The organism is Rhodanobacter sp. UC4437_H4, assembly GCF_052978425.1.
The window spans coordinates 556,005-578,586 of the sequence record NZ_CM129673.1 but is presented as its reverse complement, the minus strand read 5'-3'; the positions used below and the strand labels follow the sequence as shown (position 1 = coordinate 578,586).

30 protein-coding genes are annotated in these 22,582 nt (G+C 63.0%); 28 read left to right on the top strand and 2 right to left on the bottom strand.

Annotation, left to right across the window (positions count from 1 at the left end; translation table 11 throughout):
* Nucleotides 1-4 precede the first annotated feature (4 nt).
* Nucleotides 5-322, bottom strand: a complete 318-nt coding sequence (locus tag ACVCL3_RS02880) for a helix-turn-helix domain-containing protein (protein ID WP_447100390.1) — start codon at nt 320-322, stop codon at nt 5-7.
* A 128-nt stretch (nt 323-450) separates the two neighbouring features.
* On the opposite strand from ACVCL3_RS02880, the gene ACVCL3_RS02875 reads away from it, so the two are divergent.
* The 3 genes from ACVCL3_RS02875 (at nt 451) to ACVCL3_RS02865 (ending at nt 2,043) form a co-directional block, all read left to right on the top strand.
* Complete coding sequence (locus tag ACVCL3_RS02875) at nt 451-816, top strand: hypothetical protein (protein WP_447100389.1); 366 nt, start codon at nt 451-453, stop codon at nt 814-816.
* A gap of 86 nt (nt 817-902) precedes the next feature.
* Nucleotides 903-1,187, top strand: coding sequence for a BPSL0761 family protein (locus ACVCL3_RS02870; protein WP_447100388.1), 285 nt, complete (start codon nt 903-905; stop codon nt 1,185-1,187).
* Between the two features lie 109 nt (nt 1,188-1,296).
* Entirely contained in the window at nt 1,297-2,043 is a 747-nt protein-coding gene (locus tag ACVCL3_RS02865) for an SseB family protein (protein ID WP_447100387.1), read from the top strand.
* Between the two features lie 217 nt (nt 2,044-2,260).
* Here the strand turns inward: ACVCL3_RS02865 and ACVCL3_RS02860 are convergent, their stop codons facing one another.
* The gene (locus ACVCL3_RS02860; protein WP_447100386.1) at nt 2,261-2,656 is read right to left on the bottom strand and encodes a hypothetical protein; all 396 of its coding nucleotides are present in this window, start codon (nt 2,654-2,656) and stop codon (nt 2,261-2,263) included.
* Between the two features lie 447 nt (nt 2,657-3,103).
* Here ACVCL3_RS02860 and ACVCL3_RS02855 point away from each other — a divergent pair, with 447 nt between their 5' ends.
* From ACVCL3_RS02855 to fliP, 25 genes are all read left to right on the top strand, one after another.
* Nucleotides 3,104-4,231: a tetratricopeptide repeat protein gene (locus tag ACVCL3_RS02855; RefSeq protein WP_447100385.1), complete on the top strand. Its 1,128-nt coding sequence runs from the start codon at nt 3,104-3,106 to the stop codon at nt 4,229-4,231.
* Between the two features lie 2 nt (nt 4,232-4,233).
* The gene (locus ACVCL3_RS02850; RefSeq protein ID WP_447100384.1) at nt 4,234-4,497 is read left to right on the top strand and encodes a flagellar biosynthetic protein FliQ; all 264 of its coding nucleotides are present in this window, start codon (nt 4,234-4,236) and stop codon (nt 4,495-4,497) included.
* Nucleotides 4,498-4,499: 2 nt separating this feature from the next.
* The gene (locus ACVCL3_RS02845; protein ID WP_447100383.1) at nt 4,500-5,270 is read left to right on the top strand and encodes a flagellar biosynthetic protein FliR; all 771 of its coding nucleotides are present in this window, start codon (nt 4,500-4,502) and stop codon (nt 5,268-5,270) included.
* A gap of 2 nt (nt 5,271-5,272) precedes the next feature.
* Nucleotides 5,273-6,343, top strand: coding sequence for an EscU/YscU/HrcU family type III secretion system export apparatus switch protein (locus ACVCL3_RS02840; protein WP_447100382.1), 1,071 nt, complete (start codon nt 5,273-5,275; stop codon nt 6,341-6,343).
* Between the two features lie 5 nt (nt 6,344-6,348).
* Nucleotides 6,349-8,409: a flagellar biosynthesis protein FlhA gene (locus tag ACVCL3_RS02835; RefSeq protein WP_447101558.1), complete on the top strand. Its 2,061-nt coding sequence runs from the start codon at nt 6,349-6,351 to the stop codon at nt 8,407-8,409.
* Between the two features lie 7 nt (nt 8,410-8,416).
* Nucleotides 8,417-9,094: a flagellar hook-basal body protein gene (locus ACVCL3_RS02830; RefSeq protein ID WP_447100381.1), complete on the top strand. Its 678-nt coding sequence runs from the start codon at nt 8,417-8,419 to the stop codon at nt 9,092-9,094.
* 8 nt (nt 9,095-9,102) lie between these two features.
* Entirely contained in the window at nt 9,103-9,870 is a 768-nt protein-coding gene (locus ACVCL3_RS02825) for a flagellar hook-basal body protein (protein WP_447100380.1), read from the top strand.
* Between the two features lie 2 nt (nt 9,871-9,872).
* Complete coding sequence (flgA, locus tag ACVCL3_RS02820) at nt 9,873-10,583, top strand: flagellar basal body P-ring formation chaperone FlgA (RefSeq protein WP_447100379.1); 711 nt, start codon at nt 9,873-9,875, stop codon at nt 10,581-10,583.
* Nucleotides 10,573-11,163 carry a flagellar basal body L-ring protein FlgH gene (locus ACVCL3_RS02815; protein WP_447100378.1) on the top strand — a complete coding sequence of 197 codons (591 nt, stop codon included), beginning with the start codon at nt 10,573-10,575 and terminating at the stop codon, nt 11,161-11,163. Before flgA ends, ACVCL3_RS02815 begins: the two co-directional genes overlap by 11 nt.
* The gene (locus tag ACVCL3_RS02810) at nt 11,160-12,275 is read left to right on the top strand and encodes a flagellar basal body P-ring protein FlgI (protein ID WP_447100377.1); all 1,116 of its coding nucleotides are present in this window, start codon (nt 11,160-11,162) and stop codon (nt 12,273-12,275) included. The genes ACVCL3_RS02815 and ACVCL3_RS02810 overlap by 4 nt, the downstream gene beginning before the upstream one ends.
* Nucleotides 12,276-12,285: 10 nt before the next feature.
* Nucleotides 12,286-12,660 carry a flagellar basal body rod protein FlgB gene (locus tag ACVCL3_RS02805; RefSeq protein WP_447100376.1) on the top strand — a complete coding sequence of 125 codons (375 nt, stop codon included), beginning with the start codon at nt 12,286-12,288 and terminating at the stop codon, nt 12,658-12,660.
* Nucleotides 12,657-13,073, top strand: coding sequence for a flagellar basal body rod protein FlgC (locus ACVCL3_RS02800; protein WP_447100375.1), 417 nt, complete (start codon nt 12,657-12,659; stop codon nt 13,071-13,073). The genes ACVCL3_RS02805 and ACVCL3_RS02800 overlap by 4 nt, the downstream gene beginning before the upstream one ends.
* Nucleotides 13,070-13,372, top strand: coding sequence for a flagellar hook-basal body complex protein FliE (gene fliE, locus ACVCL3_RS02795; RefSeq protein ID WP_447100374.1), 303 nt, complete (start codon nt 13,070-13,072; stop codon nt 13,370-13,372). Before ACVCL3_RS02800 ends, fliE begins: the two co-directional genes overlap by 4 nt.
* A gap of 138 nt (nt 13,373-13,510) precedes the next feature.
* Entirely contained in the window at nt 13,511-14,935 is a 1,425-nt protein-coding gene (gene fliF / locus ACVCL3_RS02790; protein ID WP_447100373.1) for a flagellar basal-body MS-ring/collar protein FliF, read from the top strand.
* Nucleotides 14,932-15,387 (top strand): hypothetical protein, encoded by a 456-nt coding sequence (locus ACVCL3_RS02785; RefSeq protein ID WP_447100372.1) that lies wholly within the window; start codon nt 14,932-14,934, stop codon nt 15,385-15,387. Before fliF ends, ACVCL3_RS02785 begins: the two co-directional genes overlap by 4 nt.
* Before the next feature lie 80 nt (nt 15,388-15,467).
* Complete coding sequence (locus ACVCL3_RS02780; protein WP_447100371.1) at nt 15,468-16,025, top strand: FliH/SctL family protein; 558 nt, start codon at nt 15,468-15,470, stop codon at nt 16,023-16,025.
* Complete coding sequence (locus tag ACVCL3_RS02775; protein ID WP_447100370.1) at nt 16,022-17,356, top strand: FliI/YscN family ATPase; 1,335 nt, start codon at nt 16,022-16,024, stop codon at nt 17,354-17,356. The genes ACVCL3_RS02780 and ACVCL3_RS02775 overlap by 4 nt, the downstream gene beginning before the upstream one ends.
* On the top strand, nt 17,353-17,799 hold the full coding sequence (locus ACVCL3_RS02770; RefSeq protein ID WP_447100369.1) for a hypothetical protein: 447 nt from the start codon (nt 17,353-17,355) through the stop codon (nt 17,797-17,799). The genes ACVCL3_RS02775 and ACVCL3_RS02770 overlap by 4 nt, the downstream gene beginning before the upstream one ends.
* 602 nt (nt 17,800-18,401) lie before the next feature.
* Complete coding sequence (locus ACVCL3_RS02765; protein WP_447107243.1) at nt 18,402-18,746, top strand: hypothetical protein; 345 nt, start codon at nt 18,402-18,404, stop codon at nt 18,744-18,746.
* 13 nt (nt 18,747-18,759) lie between these two features.
* Nucleotides 18,760-19,179, top strand: coding sequence for a flagellar hook assembly protein FlgD (locus ACVCL3_RS02760; RefSeq protein ID WP_447100367.1), 420 nt, complete (start codon nt 18,760-18,762; stop codon nt 19,177-19,179).
* A gap of 15 nt (nt 19,180-19,194) precedes the next feature.
* Nucleotides 19,195-20,361 (top strand): flagellar hook protein FlgE, encoded by a 1,167-nt coding sequence (locus tag ACVCL3_RS02755; RefSeq protein ID WP_447100366.1) that lies wholly within the window; start codon nt 19,195-19,197, stop codon nt 20,359-20,361.
* Nucleotides 20,362-20,364: 3 nt separating this feature from the next.
* Nucleotides 20,365-21,141, top strand: coding sequence for a hypothetical protein (locus tag ACVCL3_RS02750; protein WP_447100365.1), 777 nt, complete (start codon nt 20,365-20,367; stop codon nt 21,139-21,141).
* Complete coding sequence (locus ACVCL3_RS02745) at nt 21,138-21,443, top strand: FliM/FliN family flagellar motor switch protein (protein WP_447100364.1); 306 nt, start codon at nt 21,138-21,140, stop codon at nt 21,441-21,443. The genes ACVCL3_RS02750 and ACVCL3_RS02745 overlap by 4 nt, the downstream gene beginning before the upstream one ends.
* Complete coding sequence (locus ACVCL3_RS02740; RefSeq protein ID WP_447100363.1) at nt 21,440-21,838, top strand: hypothetical protein; 399 nt, start codon at nt 21,440-21,442, stop codon at nt 21,836-21,838. The genes ACVCL3_RS02745 and ACVCL3_RS02740 overlap by 4 nt, the downstream gene beginning before the upstream one ends.
* Nucleotides 21,835-22,581, top strand: a complete 747-nt coding sequence (gene fliP / locus ACVCL3_RS02735; protein ID WP_447100362.1) for a flagellar type III secretion system pore protein FliP — start codon at nt 21,835-21,837, stop codon at nt 22,579-22,581. The genes ACVCL3_RS02740 and fliP overlap by 4 nt, the downstream gene beginning before the upstream one ends.
* Nucleotide 22,582 lies beyond the last annotated feature (1 nt).

Here is a 22,582-nt window from a genome sequence, read left to right as displayed (position 1 = left end):
TGACCTATAGTCGCTCAATCGATTTGAGAAGCCGCTCCTTCTCCGTCGGTGTAAGCAGTTCGAAGGCAAGGATCATCCGGGCCAGGCGTTCATCCTCGGCGAAGAAGTAGGCGGTCGGTACCTTCAAGGTCGCGGCGAGGCGAGCGATGGTCGCCATGTCAGGCTCATGGATGCCCTTCTCGTAGCGATTGATGCGTGTGCTAGCCACGAAAAGATCCAGACCAGCAAGGATGCCCAGTTCCTTCTGAGATAGACCGGCATCCTGACGCGCCTGCTTCAAGCGTTTGCTGAAGATGGATGACGGTTCGCGAGGGCGAAGCATGGAGTTCTCGTGGAGGAAGATCCCCTACGAGATTCGTTGCTTTGCCGTGCTGCCGATACTACGATATTCGTAGTTTTGTCGATAGCCCCACACTTGGTCACCGTACCGACCGATGGGAAGCCGGAACCATGCCCCTGCAACTGGTATTCGAAGATCAGTGGTCCATCCCCGTGCCGATGGACGATCGGCTCGAGGAAGCGCTTGGGGTGCAGCGTGAGCGGGCCTGCCGCGACGAGTTCGACCTCGCATTCGTCGAGCGCCTATCCGAATGTTTTGCGAACTCGCTCGCAGCATGCCTCGATGCCGACCTGCAGCTACCAACTGACAGCCAAGTGAAGTACGCCATGGACATTGCTCGGGAACTGGGTGTGTCGTTACCTGCCGATGCGCTACGTTTCCGCGGCGCGGCGCACGAGTTCATCGATCGCTTCGAGAATGCATTCCGCACCAGCCGCGAACGACGCCGACGCGCGACGAGCCCCGCCGGTGGGTAGCTTCGCCCGGATGACCTGCCAAAACGGCGTCAAACAAATCGTAGGGTGCTGATCGCAGGCATTACCACGTATCACCATGTATCACCATGTATCAGTTGATCATGACCCTACCTTACGAACGCACTTGGGCTGTCGTCGAAACGCGGCGTTTCCTGACAGAAGTGCTGACCAATCGGCGCGTTCCTGTCGTCGTTCGCGAGCAGGCGCGGACTCTGCTGCGCCACTATCCAAGCCCGAGCGATGTATTCCATGCGGGGTGGCAAGCGCTTGCCGATCCCCTCCTAATCCTGGAGCCAGTCTTTGACATGAGCATAGACGGATCGCCTTCGCCCAACTGGCCAACGCCACGAATGCCCCGCACCGCAAAATGACCGCATGAGCAAATGCGTGACAGCCCGCGTGTATCGGCACGTTTTCTCAGCCGTATTTCCCGCTGTCCATGGATTCGATCTAGCAAATGACCAAGATGACGAACGCCCCATGCCCAAGGTAGCCAGATCACCACTTGACGCGTTGCTTGAAGCGGCGAGGGCCGCCTCGAACCCCACGGATATCATGGATGCCGAGCAGCGCTTCTATAAGGCACTCATGGAGGCCACGGTGTATGCGCACGTTCCCACCGGACCCGCGCCGCCCGATCGCATCCGGTTCGTTCAGTTCATCAGGCCCGACAACGGTCAGACGGTGTTGCCGTTTTTCAGTGATCGGGAACAAGCGGAGGTAGTGGCAGCCACAGGCAAGGTCATGATCGTGGCCATGGCCGGGCGGCGGCTCTTTGAGCTGACTCGCGGCGCAACCCTGATACTCAACCCTAACCGAGATCAGCTGACGTTCTATCCGCCGGAGATCGGCGCTCTCCTGGAAGGCCGCCCGCTTGGCGTCTTTTCTAGGGAAACGCTGGGGACGAATGAGCAGGTCGGAGTGTGCCTACCATCCGTGCCGACGGATGCCTTGGTGCTGGCGCTCCGCGGTCTCTACGAGCGTGAGCCCTCCGTGCGAGCCGCCTATCTGGTGGAAGCCCACCGCGGGTCGGACGATTCAGACGTTTTCTTGTTGCTCACCTTGGTGGTGGCCAAGGGAAACAACGAACGTATGGTGCAGCTCACGACGCTGGAGCTGACCTCCGTGTCACCGCCGTTGGCGCTTCCCGTTACGATGACGTGCGTTCTTCCCGACGAGCCGCTCCCCGAGCTATGCCATCACGGTATCCAGTTCTACGGAACCTGAGGAGCCAAGGCCGTCGCTCACCACCGACATCCTGAGACATCGGCAGCGTCTCGAAGCTGGCTTTGAGTCACGATCCTATGACTGTCGGTGATTAGGGAGCGTTATCGAGGGTAGAACGCTAGCGCTTCCACCGGCGCCGGTGCCGTACGTTCGCGACCACGTGGAGCGTCCCTCAACCTAGCGTCTCCGGGAAATCGTTGCCAGAGCCGGGTCAAAGTCAGGTTTTTTGGAGGCCCGCGATCAGTTCGGCAAATCGTTGCTGGAGGCTGGCGTCTCTGTCCAGCGAACTATTGATCGCGTCCACCATGGGCAGGAACTGCGAGTCGTTGCGGAAATCGCTGCCGAACTCCCACAGCAGTATCTCGCGCAGGACAGGGGCGCGCGCCTCAGCCAGTGATCGTGGATCGGCGATGTCCACGTTGCGGGCCAGTTCACGCAGGCGCGATTGCAGTTCGCCAATCTGGCGCGCGTGGGCCGGTGCGGAAGACTCGGTTGGTGACGGATTTGTTGCGTGGGTTTTCCCGCCATGACGAGCGCCAGAAGCGCGGTCGCGCGCCATGGCGCGCATGGTCTCGATCAGTGAGGACGGCGGCGAAATACGGTCGGTCGGCATGAGTCCTCATCCGGGAGAGTCTCGGGAGTGTGAGCAGTCTAGCTCGACCGCACCCGCCGGCATGATGCTTCGTCGCGCGTCTTGAGAGTAACGAGACCGTGCCCATGACGACGTAAAATATTGCGTTTCAATCCTCGCAAATGGTTACGTTCTGCGGTTCTCCGGCAATCGCAAAATATTACGACAAAATTTTCATTGACGACGATTTGCAGCCGTGCTTACTCTTCGGCGCGTTGCAGCTCGGGATTTTCAGAGCGTTGGAAACCCGCCGCACCGTGCAGGGGCGCCGTGCTGAAAAGCTGTGTAGTACGCAGTAGGGGATTGCATGGACGCCATGCGTGACCGTCGCGGATCTTGCGACCTGACTTCCGTTGAGAGGTCAGCGGTTGCTTCCATTCCACTACGTCTCCCTATCCCGCTTCGGCAGAAAAAGTTTAGGGGTGCGGCATGAGCCGCGCTTCGCGTCTCCTGGCGTTTACCGCCCGGGACCCATCGAACCCCGTGCTGCTATGCGACCTGCTTGATGAACTGCTGGGTGAGGGGCGGGTGGATGAGGCGCTCGCACGATTGCGGGCGACCGCCGACAACGTGCGCGCACTGCCCGCGGTGAAATTTCGCGAGGCGCGCTGTGCGCTGATGAATGGGGATTTCGCCGCAGTGACGGAGCTGCTGCAGCCTCTGGCGAGTGCCGCCGAGGTGCCGGCGGGCATCGTCCATGACCTCGCTTATGCCCATTTGTCGTTGGGTCATTTCGAGGAAGCGATGCGGGCGCTGGATAACGCGCGCCCAGAGGGCGTGGACGCCATCTCGATCGCTCTGCTCAAGGTGAGAATTTTCCACCATCAGGGCCAGTACGCCGCTGCCCTGGCCTTGCTCGAGACGGTTGCCGGCGGCCCACGCCTCGCCGAAGCGTTTGGACTGCGCGCGATGCTGCTGTTCGACAGCGGCGATACGGCACAAGCTTCTGCGGTCGCGGCCCGTGCGCTCGACATCGACCCCTCGCAGTACGAGGCGGCTATCGTGGCCGGCACGATAGCGCTGTGGGAACGGCGTCTGGACGCTTCGCAAGCGCTGTTCGACGGCGTGCTGGCAATGGATCCGCATTCGGGACGGGCGCTGCTCGGCATCGGCCAGAACCGGATGCTGCGCGCGGACATGCCGGCCGCGCGTGCGGCACTGGAGCGCGCCACGGCGGCGATGCCTGGGCATATCGGCAGCTGGCACGCGTTGGCCTGGTGCCAATTGCTGGAGGGCGACCTAGCCGGGGCTGCGGACAGCTTCGGACGGGCCTTTGCAATCGACCGCACGTTCGGTGAGACCCATGGAGGCATGGCACTCGTGCATGCGTTACGCGGCGATCGCCTTGCCGCCGAGGAGTCGATCAAACGTGCGACGCGACTCGATGCGAACGGCTTGTCGGCGCGCTACGCGCGCAGCGTCTTGCTGCTGGACGAAGGGCGCAAGGAGGAGGCGCAGGCGATCGTCGACGACATCCTGAAGTCACCAGGACATGCTGTTGCGGTGCCGGCAGATTTCATTTTCAGGCTGCGTGAAATCGTGCGTCCGCGAGATTAGCCATGGATAGTGATACCGCCATGCATCTGCTTTCGGAAACGCTGCTTACCGCGGCGAAGGTCTCGGCCCCCTTGCTGCTGGCCACGCTGGTGGTGGGGTTGCTGATCTCGGTGTTGCAGGTGGTGACCCAAATCCAGGAGATGACGCTGACTTTCATTCCCAAGTTGGTGGTCGTGGTCGTGATGTTTCTTGTCACCGGCGCCTGGATGATGGCGGTAGTGGTGGAGTTCACCAAGCATCTCTTCGGCCTGGTGGCAGGGATGTGACGATGCAGCACTTCGTGGACATGGACGTCGCCGTTTTTCTGCTCGCCATGGCGCGCTTTGCGCCTCTGCTGATGGTGCCTGCCTTTACTCCGTTCGCGTGGGTACCGGTTTACGTGCGCGCGATCGTTCTGCTCGCATTGACGCTGGTTGCCGTAGGTGTCAGTACACACCCGGCAACTCAGTTCGACATGGCACAGCCACTGGCGTTCTTGCTGGCACTGGTCGGAGAGAGCTTGCTGGGTTTGTCTCTCAGTTTGGCAGTTGTGTTGCCAGCGGCCGCACTGGGGTTCTCCGCCGGCGTGGTCGACATGCAGTCGGGTATCGCTGCAGCGAGCCTGTTCAACCCGTCGACCCGCGTGGCAGAGGCGCTGGTCGGTACCGCGGTGCAGTGGGCCGGCATGATGGTGTTCTTCGCGACGGGCTTGCACCTTGTATTGCTGCAGGGATTGGTTGCGTCGATCCAGCTGGTGCCGTTGGGTACCGGAAGCTTTCTGTTGTCGCCAGAAACCTTCATGGGACTGCTCGGCTCCCAGTTCCTGTTCGGGATGATGGTGGTGGTGCCCGTGGTGCTGGGATTGTTCGCCATCGACTTGGCGGTGGCGTATGCCAGCCGGTCGATGCCGCAGGCCAATGTGTACTTCGTAGCGCTGCCGATAAAGATGTTGGCGGCATTCGTGTTGTTGGGAGGCGCGTTGCGCTGGGCTCCCCAGCTTATCGGGCGGCTCTATCGCGATGCGTTTTCGTCGTTGCCGGTTCTGTCAGGGGTCCGTTGAGCATGGCCGACGAGCAATCCAAGACCGAGCAACCCACACCGTATCGCCTGCAGGAAGCGCACGACCGCGGGCAGGTTTCGCGCAGTGCGGATCTCAGCGGCGTATTGGTAACCATCGTGTTCAGTATCGCGTTTGCCGTCACGAGTTATGCGGCTGCCGCTGCCCTAGCTCGCGCGTTGCGCCGTACCTTGCTGATGGCGGGCAATGCACCGGCGCCGTCGGCGGGACTGACCGCTTGGTTGCGAATGACTTTCGCGCCGTTCTGGCAGGCTTTGCTCCCGGTGCTGCTGGCGGTATTGGTCGCCGCAGTCATCGCCAACGTCGTGCAGACTGGACCCACTTTCAGTACCACACCATTGAAACCCGACTTCAGCCGGCTCAATCCGGCGCAAGGTCTCAAGCGCATCTTTTCGCTACAGATCTTGTGGGAGCTGTTCAAGCTGATACTGAAGGTTTCTCTGCTCGGCGGAGTGGGTTGGCTCGTTGCATCTGGTATCCATCGCGAGGTGGACGCCGCCGCACTCTCTGCACCTGCCGGCCTGGCCATGCTGTTTCGTTCGGTATACACGTGGGTAACAACCTGGGTGCTGGTATTGCTGGGCTTGGTGGCATTGCTCGATCTGTGGTTCGCGCGGCGCGAATACATTCGCAAGCTGCGCATGAGTCGGCGGGATCTCAAGGACGAGATGAAACGCCGAGACGGGGATCCGGATATCCGCAGCAAGCGCAAGCGACTGATCGCCGAGTTGCTGAAACACTCCCGATCGCTTGCCCGGGTACCGGAGGCCGACATCGTGTTGGCCAATCCCACGCATCTGGCGGTTGCGCTGCAATATCGGCCCAAGAGCATGCGCTCGCCCATCGTGCTGTCCAAGGGCACCGATGTGATGGCGGCGCAAATGCGCCTGAGCGCTTCGCGGTCTGATGTTCCTTGCCTGCACTCGCCCGAGCTGGCGCGCGCGATATTCCGGGAATGCCGGATTGATCAGGCGGTGCCCCCGCATTTGTTCGCCCAGCTGGCCCCGGTCTATCGCTGGCTGATGAAGCGCCCCGGCACGAGGATCTTTTCGTGAACCCCATGCTCGGCCAGCTCTGGCGCAGCAAACGCGACGTCGTGCTCGTCCTGGGCGTGATCGTGATCCTGGTCATCCTGTTCACGCCGATTCCGTCGGCGTTGCTGGACTTCCTGCTGGTGCTCAACTTTACCGGCGCGCTGTTGGTGTTGTTGATCACGTTCTTCAGCGATTCGCCGCTGAGCTTCTCGACGTTCCCGTCGCTGCTGCTGATCACCACGTTGTTCCGCCTGGCGCTGAACATCTCGGCGACCCGGCTGATCCTCGACAGCGGCAACGCTGGCCGCGTGATCAATGCGATCGGCAACTATGTCGTTGGCGGAAACTATGTGATCGGCCTGGTGGTATTCCTGATCCTGGTGGTGGTGCAGTACGTCGTGGTCACCAGCGGTGCGCAACGTGTGGCAGAGGTTGCCGCGCGATTCACCCTCGACAGCATGCCCGGCAAGCAGATGAGCATCGATGCCGACATGAACATGGGACTGATCGACGAGCATGAGGCGAAGCGACGGCGCAGCCAAGTGGAAAAGGAAGCCAGTTTCTATGGCGCCATGGACGGGGCGACCAAGTTCGTAAAAGGCGACGCGATTGCCGGCATCGTGATCATCCTGATTGACATCGTCGGCGGACTTGCCGTGGGCATGATCCAGCACGGCATGGCGTGGGGCGATGCGGCGCACCGGTACACGCTGCTGACCGTCGGTGATGGCATAGTCACGCAGATCCCTTCGCTCGTGATCGCGGTGGCCACCGGCATCATCGTCACGCGGGCGGCGTCGGATTCGCTGCTCGGCACCGAGATCGCACGGCAGGTACTGTCGAACTCCTACACGTTGCTGATCGTGGCCTTGGCGTTGGCAGGGCTGCTGTTTCTGCCGGGTTTGCCGGCGTGGCCGGTACTGCTGGTGCTGCTGGGCGTCGGTGCGCTGGTTTTCATCAGCTCACGCGCGACGCCAATGAAGGAAGACACCTCGACGGACGCTCCCAAGCCGGCTGCGGCGCGACCGGAAGAGGACTTGTACAAGCTCCTGAGCGTAGAGCCGATCGAGATTCACTTGGGCGGCGGAATCGTTGCGGCATACAACGCCCGCGGCCTGGACATGGGCGAGCGCATCGCCGCCTTCCGCAAGCAGTTTGCCATGGAGGCGGGCTTCGTGTTGCCCAAGGTGAAGATGGTGCAGGATTTGCCGCTCGCCGCCGATGCCTATGAATTGCACGTCCAAGGGACGCCCGCCGGGCGGGGAGAACTACACTTCGATTCGTTGTTGGCGATCAATCCTGGCGGCAAACGGGCCAAGCTGGAAGGGCGCGAGACGCGCGACCCGGCCTACGGTCTTCCGGCTCAGTGGATAGGCGCGGAACAGCGCCAGTACGCCCGCGGCGCGGGTTACACGCTTGTGGATCCGGAAACCGTGTTGATCACCCATCTGGGCGAGGTGGTGAAGCGGCATGCGCCGGATCTGCTTACGCGCGCCGAGACCGAGCGGTTGGTCATGCGCGTACGCGAACGGCAGCCCTCGCTGGTCGACGAGCTGGTTCCCGGCGTGATGTCGCATACGGATATCCAGAAAGTGCTGCAGCAGCTGTTGCGCGAGCAGGTCAGCATCCGCCACATCGAGGCCATCCTCGAGGTGCTGGTCGACGCGGGCAAGACGCTCAAGCAAACCGAGGATCTGGTCGAGCGCGTACGCGAGCGCCTCGGCCCGGCGATCTGCCAGCGTGTCAGCAACGCACAGGGCGAACTGTACGTACTGACCCTGGCGCCGGAACTGGAGCGATCCATCGTTTCCGCGGTGCGCCAGCGCGACGGAGCCGGAGCCTTGATCGGCGACCTGGCCCAGCTGGACGCGCTGCTTGGCGGACTGGCACGGCAGACCGAGGCCATGATGTCGCGCAACCACCTGCCGGTGCTGCTGTGCCCGGGCGTGGTGCGCCGGCACATCCGCGCCTTGATCCAGCGCAGCCTGCCGCACGTCACCGTGCTCGGCATCAACGAGGTGCCGTCCACCCTGGTGGTAAAGGCGTTCGGCACCGTCACCGCGACCCCGACGGCTACCGCCGCATGAGGACACCATGATCAGCACCATTTCCAGCATTGCCCGCTATCTCGGCAACGACGTCCAGGCGCTCGATGCGATCAGCCAGAACGTGGCGAACATGCGCACGACGGGTTATCGCGCCGAGCGCATCCGTACGGACTTCAGGACGGGGGCTCCGGATCCGCTTCCTTCGCTGGATCTCGCCGACGGCGATCTGGACATGACCGGCAAGCCCCTGGACCTGGCGCTGCAAGGGCCGGGATTCTTCGTCGTGGACGTGGACGGCCGGGAGATGCTGACGCGCGACGGCCAGTTCCATATCGACGCGAGCCAGCAATTGGTCGACGCCTCTGGCCACCCGGTGCTGGGCCAGTCGGGACCGGTCACGCTCGTTCACGACAGTGTACGCATCAGCGCGGCCGGTGAAATCTTCGACGGCAACCAGAGCATCGACAGCCTGCGCGTGGTCGCCGTCGCAACCCCCGAGGCCCTGCGGGAAGCCGGAGGCGGCCTGTATGCGTACGCCGGCGCGGCGGCCGAGTGGAAGGGAAGCGTCCATCAGGGCGCATTGGAAAAGTCCAATGTCGATGCGAGCTCGGAAATGGTGAGGCTGATCGAGCTCACGCGCCATGCGCAATCGGTACAACGCGCCATTCAGGCCTACGACCAGGCCATGCAGACCGGCATCAACCACATCGGCGACAACGCCTAGGACGGATCATGATCGACGCACTCTATATCGCCACGGCGGGGCTGAAGAGCCAGCAGGCGCAGATCGACACCTTGTCGAACAACATCTCGAACATGCAGACGCCCGGTTTCAAAAGCCGGCGCGTGGCCTTCGGGGACGTTGCCGTGATATCGCCTGAACAGGTTCAGGCCGGCATGTCGCCGCAGAGCGCAGGCGCCGGATCGGAGATCCTGTCGACCAGCTCGGTGTTTTCGCAGGGCGCGATGCAGCAGACCAACAGAGTCTGGGACATCGGCATCCAGGGCGAGGGTTTCCTGGAGGTCGTCGATGGCAACGGCAACCACCTGTATACCCGCGATGGGCAATTGCACGTGGACAACCAGGGCTATCTGGTCACCGCCGCAGGCGATCACCTTGCCCAGGATTTCCAGGTTCCACCGGACGTGACCGACATACGGATCAACCAGAACGGCCAGGTTTACGCGACGGTGGGCGCGGATCAGGAACAGACGCTGCTGGGGGAGATCGAGTTGAGTACGTTCCCGTCGCCCGAGGGGCTGCAACTAGTGGGCAACAACAATTTCGCGCCGACCCAGGCATCGGGGGATCCGAGCGTTGGCAGGCCGAACGAGAACGGCGTCGGTGCACTGATGCAGGGCATGCTGGAAGGATCCAACGTGGACATGGTCTCGGAGATGTCGACCCTGGTCATCGCCCAGCGTGCCTACCAATTGAATGCGCGCGTGCTGCAGGCGTCGGACCAGATCCTCGACACCATCAACAACCTGCGCCAGTGACCATGCTGCGGATTCTTTCCATCGTGTTGCTGGCGGCGGCACCAGCGATTGTGTCGGCTGCTCCGCAAGCGACCCAGCGCATTGCGGCGGCACGCATCGTGGCCGCCGCGCGTGCGCAGGTCGATGCGCGGTTGGGCAGCGAAGCAGCCACATCGAAGGTAAGCGTGATCGGCGCGCCCGCGGACATCTCGGTTCCCGCAGGAACCGTCGGTCTGGTCGTGCGCCCATTGGCTGGCCGCTGGCCACGCGCGCGCGCCGGCGTGCCGGTAGCCGTGACCGTCGATGGAAAGGTTGCGCGATCGACCATGGTCTGGTTCGCGCTCGAAGTCCAGCGCAAGGTGCTCAGCTATGCCGGCGACGCGGCCCTGGGTACGGCGGCTGGAGCGCTGACGCTGGTTCCGCGCGACGTGGACATGGCGGCCGCGCGGGGGGAACCCGTGCGGGACGCGCGACAGATCGATGGCATGCGGCTGCGCCACGCGGTACTCGCCGGTTCGATGGTGCGAGTCGGCGATTTCGAACGCGTGCCGGACGTCGATCGTCAGCAGCGGGTGCACGTCGACGTGGCGTTGGGTGCAATCCGCATGCAGGCGCAGGGCACGGCCATCGCCAAGGGCGATGCGGGCGACGTCGTGCCCGTTCTGGTCGACGGCGCGGTGTCGCCCGTACGCGCCCGAGTGACCGACAAGGGGGAGGTGGAAGTTGTCCGATAAGCGTGGATTCCTCTTGTGCCTGGCCTGGATGCTGATCGTTCCCGCCGTGCACGCCCAGACCTCTCCCGGTTCGATGATCGATCCGGACGATTACCGCGGCCTGACCGCCGACCGGCGCGCCCACCGGCCCGGCGACACGCTGACCGTGCTGGTGACCGAGACGTCGCGCGCCTCGGCAAGCGCCAATACTGATGCAGGCAGTGGCGTCCAGTTGGGCGCCACCACGCAGACGCGTTTCGGCCGCCACGACTACGGAGTCGGCTTGTCCGGCGACAACGCGGGCCAGGGCAAGACGTCGCGTGTCGGCACCTTGCAGGCGGAGCTGGCGGTGCGGGTGGTCGGCGTGGACGACAGCGGGCTGCTGCGTATCCATGGGGAGCAACTGGTGGTGGTCAATGGCGAGAAGCAGCACTTCACGCTGACGGGGTTGGTGCGCAGCGAGGACATATCGGCGGCCAATACGATTCCGTCCAACCGCATCAGCGAGGCAAACATCGAGTTCACCGGTCAGGGTGACGTTTCCGAGGCCCAGCGACGCAGCATTCTTTATCGCATCACGCATTGGCTGGGCCTGATATGAGTCGCTGTCTTGTTATTTTGTTGCTCCTTGCGTGTTGCTGTGCAGTGGCACGGGCCGATGACAACAGCGTCCGACTCAAGGAGATCGCGCGCGTGCAGGGAGTACGGGACAACGCGCTCACCGGCTATGGTCTGGTCGTCGGCCTAGCCGGTACCGGCGATTCCAGCAAGAATCGTCTTACCGTGCAGTCGGTGGCCAATGCGCTCAGTCATTTCGGGATCAGCATCAGCCCGGACGACCTCAACAGCCGCAACGTCGCAGCCGTCATGGTGACCACGACGTTGCCGGCATTCGCCGAATCGGGACAGAAACTCGACGTGTCGGTGTCCTCGCTGGGCGATGCGCGCAGTCTGGCAGGAGGTGTCCTACTGGAAACCCCGCTGGATGGTCCGGACGGCAAGCTCTATGCGCTGGCACAAGGGCCGTTGTCGGTAGGCGGATACGAGGTCCACGCGTTCGGCAGTTCGCAGCAGAAGAACCATCCCACCGTGGGGCGCGTGCCGAACGGCGCCCTGGTCGAACGCGAGGCGCCGCTGGGCCTGCAAGCCAGCGGGCGCACGCTCGACGTGGTGCTCTATCAGCCGGATTTCACCACCGCGGAGCGGGTGGTCGAATCGCTGCGCCGCAACGCCGGGGTGGATGCGGTGGCCGAGCATGCGGGCAAGATCCGCGTGACCTTCGCTTCGCCGCCACAGGATCTGATTCGTGCGATCTCGATGATCGAGAACGTGCCCGTGACGCCGGATCAGGCCGCTCGCGTGGTGGTCAACGAGCGCACCGGCACGGTGGTCTCCGGCGGCGACGTGAGGCTTGGCGCCGTCACGATTTCGCAGGGCGACCTGCGCATCGTGGTGCAGACCACCTACCAGGTCTCGCAGCCCGACGGCGTGCTGGTGAGGCCGTCCGCGAACATCGGTACGGCGGTGGTTCCGCAATCCGACATCCACGTGAGGGAGCCAGAGGCGAAGCTGGTCACCATCCCGGGCGGCGCCACCGTGGCGGACCTGATCGGTGCGCTCCGCGCGATTCACCTTTCCACGCGCGAGGTAATCACCATCCTGCAGTCCATAAAGGACGCCGGCGCCCTACGCGGCGAACTGATCATCCAATGAGGGGGAGCACATGGATCTGACCGTCGAAGCCATACGTCTGGGCATGAACATGGCGCAACTGCGTGCCGAAGTCGCCAGCACGAACATCGCCAATGTCCACGTCGCGGGCTATCGCGCGGAGCGCGCGGATTTTGGAGCCGCCATGGGGCTGCTGCGTGAAGCCGCAGCAGATCCGGACATGGCCGTCGATCGCCTGACGGAGCTGACGCCCGCCGTGCTGCGGAGCTCGGTGAACCGTGCGGACGGCGAAGCAGACAGCTCTGCAAGCCTTGACGGGCAGGTGGCGGAGCTTGAGTCCGCCGGCGTGGATTTCCAGTCGCTGACGACGGTCTTGTCGCGGCGTTTTGCCTTGATGCAGCTGGCTTTGACCGGGAGAAACGGATGAGCGTCGATTCGATCCTTGCCGCCACGCGTTTTGGGCTGGAGTACGAGCGCCTGCGCCTAGAGGCGGCCAGCCACAACATCGCCGTGGCCAACACGCCGGGCGCACCTGGGCGGCCGACGCAGCTGATGCGCGCGGTGGCGCCACACACCACTGGTTTCGATGCAGCGATCGGTGGGTCAGAACAGTTTGACCACCCGGTCCTGATCGCCACCGACGTCGCCCAGCGCGAAGTCCACGATCCGTCGGATCCGTCAGCGGACAAGCGCGGCATGGTGAGTTATCCGCGCGTGGACATGGTGACCGAAATGAGCACTTTGCTGGAGGCCAGTCGCGCATACGAGGCCAACGTGCGTGCGTTCAACACGCTGCGCGGCATGGCGCTGCATGCGCTGGATATCGGGAGCGGCTCATGAGCGTGATGCCGATCGATGGCGTTTCCTTCAGCCTGCCGGTCATGCCGGAGCAGGGCCCGGACGAATCTCTCCCGGCGGGTCCGTCGTTCCTGCAGATGACGGGTCATGCGCTCGATCAGGTCAATGGCAGCCTGAACGCGGCGGATGCCTCGGCGCGTGCGCTTGCTGCGGGGGAGAACATCCCGGTCCAGGACGTGATGATGGCGATGGAGCATGCCCATCTGCAGTTGCAGTTCGCCGTCGAGGTACGCAACCGCATCGTGGATGCCTACCAGAACTTGACGAACATGCAGTTGTAGCCGGTTCGGCTCCATCCGCACTTGCGTGTAGTGCGGGTGCGGCGGGGTAGGCGGGTTGGGGTAAGGGATGGGGAGCATCCGGCATCATCCGGTTCATCGCAGGTGTGCAGGCGTCGGGGAATTTTTACGGAGTAGGCAATGCGGCATTTCTTTGCATCCATGTCACGGCGTTCACGCATTGCATTTGCGACGGGGCTGTTTTTGATCCTGTGCCTGGTCGGCGGCGCCACGTGGTGGATCATGCACCCGCCGTATGGGTTGCTGTTCGGCGAGCTGCGCGAATCGGACGCTGCCGAGATCACGACGGCGCTGAGTCAGATGCAAGTGCCATGGCGGCTGGCCGACGAGGGCCGAACCATCCTGGTGCCCGCGGAGCAGGTGTACGAGACGCGCATGAAGCTGGTCTCTCAAGGTGTGCCGAAAGGGGGGAGCGTCGGATTCGAGTTGTTCAAGGACTCCGACTACGGCGTCACCGAGTTTGCCCAGAAGGTCAATTTCCAACGAGCTCTCCAGGGTGAATTGGAGCGGACGATCACCTCGCTGAGTGAAGTTGCTTCGGCGCGAGTACATCTGACCATCCATCACGCCAGTTTGTTCGAACAGGATCAGGAAGCATCGAAGGCTTCAGTAACGTTAAATCTGCAGCCGCAAAAACACCTGGATGCCCGTGAGGTTGCCGGTATCCAGCGCCTGATCGCATCCGCCGTCGAAGGGTTGGTACCGGAATCCGTGGTCGTACTGGACGGCAAGGGCCTCGTTCTTTCCGGAGTTGCCACGGACGGACAGGGCGGTGTGCCGGTCAGCGACAGGCTCGACCAGCAGAGCCGGCTGGAGGCGGAAATGCGCAAGCGCGTCGGCCAGATGCTGCATCGTGTGTTGCCCAACGATGATTTCACCGTGTCGGTGGGGGTGCGCCTCAACTATGACCACGTCAAACGGGTCAGCGATCGTCTGCTGGCCCAAGGGAGGGATGGCAACGGTTTGTTGGTGCGGGAGAAGGTCGATGCTACCGGACATCCTGCCGACAGCTCCGATCCCGATCACGTGAAGGTCGGCCTGGCTGACAAGCGGCGCGAAGTTGAGTACGCCCACGGGCACGAACAGGAGGAGGTCGAGCGGGCTCCTGGGCGCATCGAGCGCATATCGGTGGGCATTGTCGTTTCGTCGGCGTTGACCAAGGCAGAAGTCGGAAAACTATCGGACGTCGTGTCGGCTGGTCTTGGTCTCGATCCGGCGCGGGGCGACAAGATCGACATTGCCGCCATGGCAACGCCGGAACGTATGCTTCCCGCGCCCAACCTCAAGGCTGCATCGGCTGACGCGGTTTCCCCGACACCTCCCACGTCGACCGACCCGGTTCCCCTGACGAGCGCGCCCGCCTCATCGCACGCCGGCTTTCCTTCTTGGGCTTACGCGGCGGTTGCCGCGCTGATCTTGGTGTTCCTTCTGTCCCTGATGATGCTCGGACGGAGTTCGCCGCGTCGTCTGTTGCCGTCGGAGCGCGAGGAAACACTGGCGCAACTGCGGCAGTGGATGGACGCGGGTAACGAGGTGGGACAGTGAACAACGTAGGTATCCGCAAGGCGGCGTTGGCCATCGCTGCCATGCATCCGGCAGATCGTCGTTGGATGATGGCGCGCCTGCCGGGAACATGGCAGGCGCTGCTGGGTCCGTTGGTTCGGGAGGCCCGGCGTTTCACCGTGATCGACGCGGATGCCCTGCAGGGAGCTCTTGATGGTTCGGTCGACGTGCCAAGAGTCGACCTGCCGTCGCCGGGCGTCCTGATCGCCGTGCTCAACGAGCTATCCAGTCATTGGGCCGCCAGGGTGCTGGCCGCAACGGCGATGGATCACGCGGAACTCTACTTGGCGGCTTGCGGCAAACAGCGAGGCGATGCGATTCGCGATGAACTGGCGCAGTTGCAGCGCCCGTTCCCCCGCGCGTTGGCGGCGGCTCTGGTGCGCTGTCTCGACGAGGCCGGTCGGACGCTGGTCGCGGCGGAGGCTAGCCGATGATCCAGCGCTTACCGCATGACGCGCTTCTCGAGGCTGCCACTCGTCGGGTCGTAGGTGGAGGCCAGCCACCGGCGACTCAGGTGGCCGAGATACCCGCAACGGTTCTGGATCCCTCTGTCGAAGCCTACCGTGTCGGCTACGCCGAGGGTTATGAAGCGGGCGAGAGCGATGGCCTGCGCGACGCGGCGCAGCGCATGCAGCAGCAGGAGAATGCCGCTCGTGACCGCCTGGATGAGCTCGAGTGCGAGCGCGAACGACTCTCGGTACTTGCGGATGGCCTCGGCGAGGCTTTGCACCGCCATGGCAATGCCATGGAAGAGATGGCCTTCGAGTTGGCGCTGGCAAGCTTGGCGCGAACCTTCGGCCAGATGCAGGACGATGGCCAACTGCTGCGCAGGCTGTGCACACAAATGGCGGCGGAAGTTCGCGCCGAAGCCGTACGGCTGGTGGTGGCGGAGCAGGACCGGCCACTGCTTCCCGCGCGTATCGATGGCCTGGAAGTGGAAACCGGGCGGGAGCTGGTGGCCGGCGAGTGCCTGCTTGAGACTGACCGGGGCCGGATGGAAAGTTCGATTGGCCAGCGCTTGAGAGTGATCCACGACACCATGCTTCAGGCGTTGGGGGTCGATACGCCATGACCACCATCTCCCTGCTCGATCGCTACCGCAATCTGCTTGCCGATCAGCCGCTGGTATGCCGGACCGGCGAGCTGCTCGGCTTCAACGGCCTGGTGGCGGAGGCCCGCGGGCCGGATGTCACGATCGGCGAACTCTGCGAGGTCGAAAGCGGCGCCGATGGACAGAATATCCGTGCCGAGGTCGTCGGGTTCCGCGAGGGCAGGGTGCTCCTGATGCCTTTCGGGCACCTGCGTGGCGTGTCGATTGGCGCCCGTGTGCGTGCCTTGGGATATTCCTTGCGGGTGCCTGTCGGGCATGCCTTGATCGGGCGCGTCATCGACGCGTTTGGTGCTCCCCTGGATGGAGGGCCTTGCATCGCTGCCGAAGGTCTGCGGGAAGTCCATCGTCCACCCATCAACCCCATGCGCCGGGCACCGCTGGAAGAAGCGCTGGAAACCGGTGTAAGGGCAATCGACGGCGTACTGCCTTTTGCCAAAGGACAGAGGGTTGGTGTATTCGCGGGCAGCGGTGTGGGCAAAAGCACCCTGCTCGGCATGATGGCCCGCCACGTTCGCGCGGATGTCGTAGTGATTGCGCTCGTCGGCGAACGCGGGCGCGAGGTCGGCGATTTTCTGGACAACGCGCTGGGCCAGGAAGGCCGCGAGCGCTCGGTGATGCTGGTGGCGACCGCCGATCAGCCGGCGCTGGTGCGAACCCATGCGGTACACGCTGCCCATGCCGTGGCGGAATTTTTCCGCGACGAAGGCATGGACGTCCTGTTGATCGTCGATTCGATAACTCGCTTTGCCATGGCGCAACGCGAGGTCGGCTTGGCCGTTGGGGAACCTCCTACTTCGCGCGGCTATCCTCCTTCGGTATTCAATCTGCTCCCGCAGATCCTCGAACGGGGTGGGCGGATACGCGATGGAGGATCGATCTCGGCCATCTACAGCGTGCTGGTCGAGGGCGACGACATGAACGAGCCGGTTGCCGATCACATGCGCGCCATTTTGGACGGGCACGTGGTGTTGTCGCGCGACCTCGCTTCGCGTGGGCAACTTCCGGCGATCGACCTGCTGTCCAGCGTGAGTCGCCTCGTGTCGAACGTGGCGAACGAGGAACAGCAGAAGATCATCCAGCGCGTCAGGTCCATCCTCTCGACCTTTCAGGCATCGCGCGATCTGGTGGACATGGGGGCTTACCAGCCTGGAACGAATCCGTCGCTGGACGAGGCCACCGTGCTGTACCCGCGCATCGTCGAATGCCTGAGCCAACGGCCCATGCAATGGTCCACCCGCGCCGAGAGCGTCGAGCTGCTACGGGCCATCGTGTCGCGTGAGGATCGAACATGAAGGATGGGCGATTGCACGCGTACGAAGTGCTGCTGCGCGTGGCGAAGGTGCGTGAGGTGCGCGCGTCCTCGGCACTGGCCGAGGCCTCCGCCGAAGCGCACGCCTGCAGTGTGCGGCACGACGAGGCCGGCGCGGCCCATGCGGTGGTGGCGGCTGCGGGCCGCGGGTTGGCTGCGGGCCAATCGAATCTGGATCTCGCCCGCTACGAGCTGCTTTCGAACCTGGACGCCTTGCTTGCCATGAACCTGGAGACGGCTCGCGACGAGCTCGATTCCGCAGATACGTTTTGCCGGGAACGCGCGCTTGCCGCAGTAAAAGCCAAGCAATATCGCGAAAAGGCAGACGCCCAAGTGCGGGAGACCCGCGGAACGCAGGAGCGAACGAAGCTCGCCGGCCTGCAGGAAGAAGCAATCGAATGCTGGCTTCGGGGTAGGGGACGATGAGCAAAATAGGCCATGTCAGGGCTTCGCTGGTCGCATCCATTCAGCAAGGTGTGCGGGCGAATGACAGTGACTTTGCCGATGAGCTGCGCAAGACGGGGCACGCGGCATCGGAAACTCCTTCACATTACACGAGTGTGGATAGTCGTGAACCGGAGGTTCATCTTCACCGGCTGGTCCCGGAAGGCAAGCCGGCTGATCCCTGTAGCTCGACCACGGATCGTGGTGCGCCTCACGCGGCGCCCGCGGCCACTCCACTTGTCGGACAGTACAACGAGCCGACAATGGACAGGGTCGCAAGCAAATCGGTTGCTTTCGAAGCCCCGGCCACTGGTTCAGAGATGGGACCAACCGCCGGCATTCCGGCAGAGTTGGGGGGGAGGCCGGTGCCGCAGCCGAACGCAACGGTCCAGCCTACGGGCGTTACCGAAACATTGGCCGGGTCCCGGGTGTTTGGAATCCATCTCTTCGCCGGCAGGTACCTTTCTGAACTGTACGCGTCAGCGTCCTGTGGTCTGCCGCCCCTCCCGTCGAGGGCCGGCATCGCCGACACAGAAGGCACGGCGGTCGCGCCGCACGCTGGGGTGCGGGAGACAGCTGGTCTCATGGTTTCCACCATGACTCCATATCCGCCGCAGTACGGGGCCATGCAGGTATGGGGCGATATGGCGAGAACGGCGGTCGGTGCTCCACGGGAAGAGGCTGAGCCAGCAGCGGTGGCGGCAATTTCTGATACCCCGCGCGCGGTGCCTTGGCCCGAGGATTCGCTACGCCTCACAAAAAACGCCAATGGTGGCCTGACACTTTGGTTGCGTGATTACCGCATGGACGACACCGCTGCGACCCCTGTGGTTGAAGCCATGGTGCAAGAGGCTCGATCCAAAGGGCTGAAGCTGGAAAAAGTTCTGTGGAACGGTCGCGAGGTCTGGACCTCGCTCAACGAATCCTGATCGAGGAAACCTCATGTCGGTCGACGCCATCGGAACCTTGCTGAACCCGTCAGGGAATTCCGTCAACGCGAGTTCGGGTATCAATGAACAGGACTTCATCAAGCTGTTTGTCAGCGAGTTGCAGTTTCAGGACCCCATGCAACCGCTGGACAACAGCCAGTTCCTCACGCAGCTCGCGCAGTTCGTCAGCATCGAGCAGCAGAGCGAAGAGGTCTCCGGAATCAACAACCTGTTGACGCTGGGCTCCCAAGGACAGCCGTTGGCATTGCTGACGCATAACGTCCAAATCGCCAACGCCGACGGCACAACGACGTCCGGCAAGGTCGTTGGTATCCAGTACGACTCGAATGGGGTCAGGCTGACGATAACCACGTCGGGCAGCAATGTGCTCACCGATGTCGCCCTTTCCCAAGTGCAACTCGTCACGCCTTAACAAGGAGAACAAGACATGTCGGGCATCATGCAGGCGCTTTACAGCAGCATCTCGGGGCTATTCAGCTTTTCGAACAGCCTCAGCACCATCAGCAACAACATCAGCAACATGAACACACCCGGTTTTCGAGAGAGCGAGTCATTCTTCGAAAACATCATGGGCGAGGCCGGCACCAGGGTGGCCGGAACGGGCCAGAACCTGAGTGAAGGAAAGATCCAGCAAACCAGTACGCCAACGGATGCGGCGATCATGGGGGATGGCTTTTACATCCTCAAAGACTCGTCAGGCAACACCTATTACACGCGTTCGGGTCAGTTCGAATTCAACGCGTCCGGGCAACTGGTCGATTCGGTCAACAAGTATTTCGTCCAGGGATTCGACCCCAGCGGCGCTCTGGGCAATATCGACATCACGAATTACAAGACGCTACCCGCGCAACCGACGACCATCGTGAACATGACCGGCAACCTTATGCCGGCTGACCCAACCGATAGCGTCAGCGCCGTCACGGTGTACGACGCACAGGGAAATGCGCACGTTCTTGGGCTATCGATGGCCAACAACACCTCGGTTACGCCGGGAAGTTGGCTGGTCACGATCACGGATGCCGCTGGCAACACGGTCGGCAGCGGCGAAGTTCGTTTCAATACCGACGGCACGCTTCAAAGCGGATTCAATGCCGTGACGATGACCGGCACGCTCGGCGGACATTCCCAGTCGATCACGTTCAACTTCGGTGCGGCCAACGGTCTCGGTGGCGTGACCAGTTTTTCCGGCGTGACATCGGATCTCTCCGCGTCAGTGAAGGACGGGCACGGTGTTATTGGCATTTCATCCCAGTCTTTCGACATCGATGGCACGTTGCAGATGGTGTACTCCAACGGCGAGACGAAGGCGGGCCCGCAGTTTGCCTTGGCATCGTTCCCGGACGAGAGCTCCATGCAGCTGACCCAAGGCAACCTGTATTCGCGGCCGAAAGGCCAAGTCGCACGCGTCGGCAAAGCCAACACGCCAGGATTCGGAAAGATCGAAGGCAGCAGCCTCGAGATGGCCAACGTCGACCTGACCCAGGAACTGGCCGCGATGATCGTGATCCAGCGAGGTTATCAGGCAAGCTCCCGCGTCATGACCGTGTCCAGCGACATGCTTCAGCAGCTCTATGACTCCACCAGGGGCGGCTGATCGATGGAGGGTTTTCGATTCAGTTGGCTTGGCGAAACGCGTCGCGAAGCCCTGCGGGCGCTGATAGCCGCCGAAGTGTCCGAGTGGTCGCAGGAGTGGTGGATCGAGCATGAGCCGGCCGAGATCCATGTCCGCGCGGTCGACCATGGAAGCTTCGTCATCAAGGGGGCCGCACCGTACATGTCGACCGGGGAAGCCGGATCGCTGGCGCTGTTTCTCGGTGGACGAGGTGCGGCAGGGGTCGGGCGCCATCTCGCCGGGTCGGTGGAGGAAGAGGACGCCGGTTGGGCGGAACGGATTGGCGAAGAGGCGCTGGGCGATTTCGCAGCCCGCGTCTTCCGGCGGGGCGGGGTCGCCGGCGGCCCCGGTCTGCGGCAGTCCGCGGCTTCTCCCGACTTGTCACGCCCCGAACTGGGTAGCTGCATTCTGGCCATCGCGGTGGGGCGATTGGGGTTGAACCTGGCGTGCAGCCGGCGGCTGATCGACCGCCTGGTGCCGCCGCAAACAGGGAAGAAAGCCGATTTGGCATCGCGACGGGAAGCGCTCGGCAAAGTCCCCTTGCGCCTGGACGCCATCATGGATTTCGGGTCGGTCAATCTCGCGCAACTCACGGATCTGCGCGTTGGCGAGCTGTTGGTCGGAGACACGGCGTTGGAGGAGCCGCTGTCGATGCGGATCGAAGGGGGCATTGCCATCACCGGTGGCTACTTGCGCCGAGTCGGAGCCAAACGTGCCGTCATGCTGGACGGTATCCATTCGCAGGAAGAGTACAAGCCATGAAAGAAGTCGTTGTTGCACCGATTGCATTGCAGGAAGCGGACGAGCCACAGCGTGCCGGGGCGCCGCTCGTTGAACGCAATGTGGCATTGCTGGGCCACGTCACCGTCCGTCTGGAGGTTCTGGTGGGCAGCGCCCAGCTCAGTGTCGAGCGGCTGTTCTCGCTCGCCAAGGGCGAAGCCGTCGAGCTGAATACCAGTCTCGACGACCCCGTCACGCTGATGCTTGACGGCAAACCCGTTGCGCACGGCCATCTGATGGCGGCCGGCGATCGCTTCGGCCTGAAGATCTCCGAGATCCTGTGAGCATTCCCACCTTGGGTTCAGCCTGGCTTTTCGCGGCGGTCACGTCCGGCGCACAGCTGGCGCAGTCGGCGATTCCCTACCGAAATGCGCCCGCCGTTTCGACGGGCAGCCTTGCCATGGCGATGACGATCACCTTGCTCGCGCTGATGGCGCTGGTGGGCGGCTTGGCGTACGCGCGCCGACGCGGCTGGACGATCGGTTCAAGGCCAGGAGCGCGCGGGATGGCGGCGGAGGGCATCGAGGTGAAGGCCTCACGGCGGTTGAGCATGGCCACGACCACCCATGTCATCGCTTATCGGGGGGCGGAGTACCTCGTCGTGGAGACTGTGCGGGGGACTGTGGCTACCGTCACGCCGTTGAGTCGCTTGCCGACTGGGCCGGGTGGCACGCCATGAGGAAAGGCAAGATTTTCGTTGTGGCGGCCGTGGTCTTCGCTGGCCTCGCGCTGCCGGCGCTGGCATGGTGCGCCGAACCCATCCGGGATGCGATCGCCCGTGCCGCGACGGAAGACAACTCGTCGATCCTGCACTCGTTCCTGCTGCTTACGCTTCTTTCGTTTATCCCGCTGCTGGTCATCGCGTTGACCTCGTTCACGCGCATCATCGTCGTCTTGTCCATGGTTCGAAGCGCGCTGGGCCTGCAGCAGACTCCTCCCAACAGTGTCCTTCTCACACTGGCCATCTTCCTCACGTTGTTTGCGATGAACCCGGTGTTCCAGGCGGCCAAGCAAGCGGGAGTAGACCCTTATCTGCGGCATGAGATCCCTGCGCAAGCCGCTGTCGAGCGCGGGTTCGTGCCGTTCAAGATGTTCATGGTCCGGCAGACGCGCGAGGGCGACCTGCTTGCCGTCCTGCGCATGGCAAAAATGCCGACGCCCAAGTCGGTCGACGACATCGGGGTTCTGCAGCTCGTACCGGCATTCATGCTGAGCGAGCTGCATACCGCCTTCCAGATCGGCTTCGTGATCTTCCTGCCGTTCCTGCTCATCGACCTGGTGGTCGCGGCGATTCTCATGGCGCTCGGCATGATCATGCTGCCGCCGACCAGCATCAGTCTGCCCCTCAAGATCCTGCTGTTCCTCCTGGTGAACGGGTGGACCTTGCTCGCCCAGGCTTTGCTGAGTGGTTATCACATTTGAG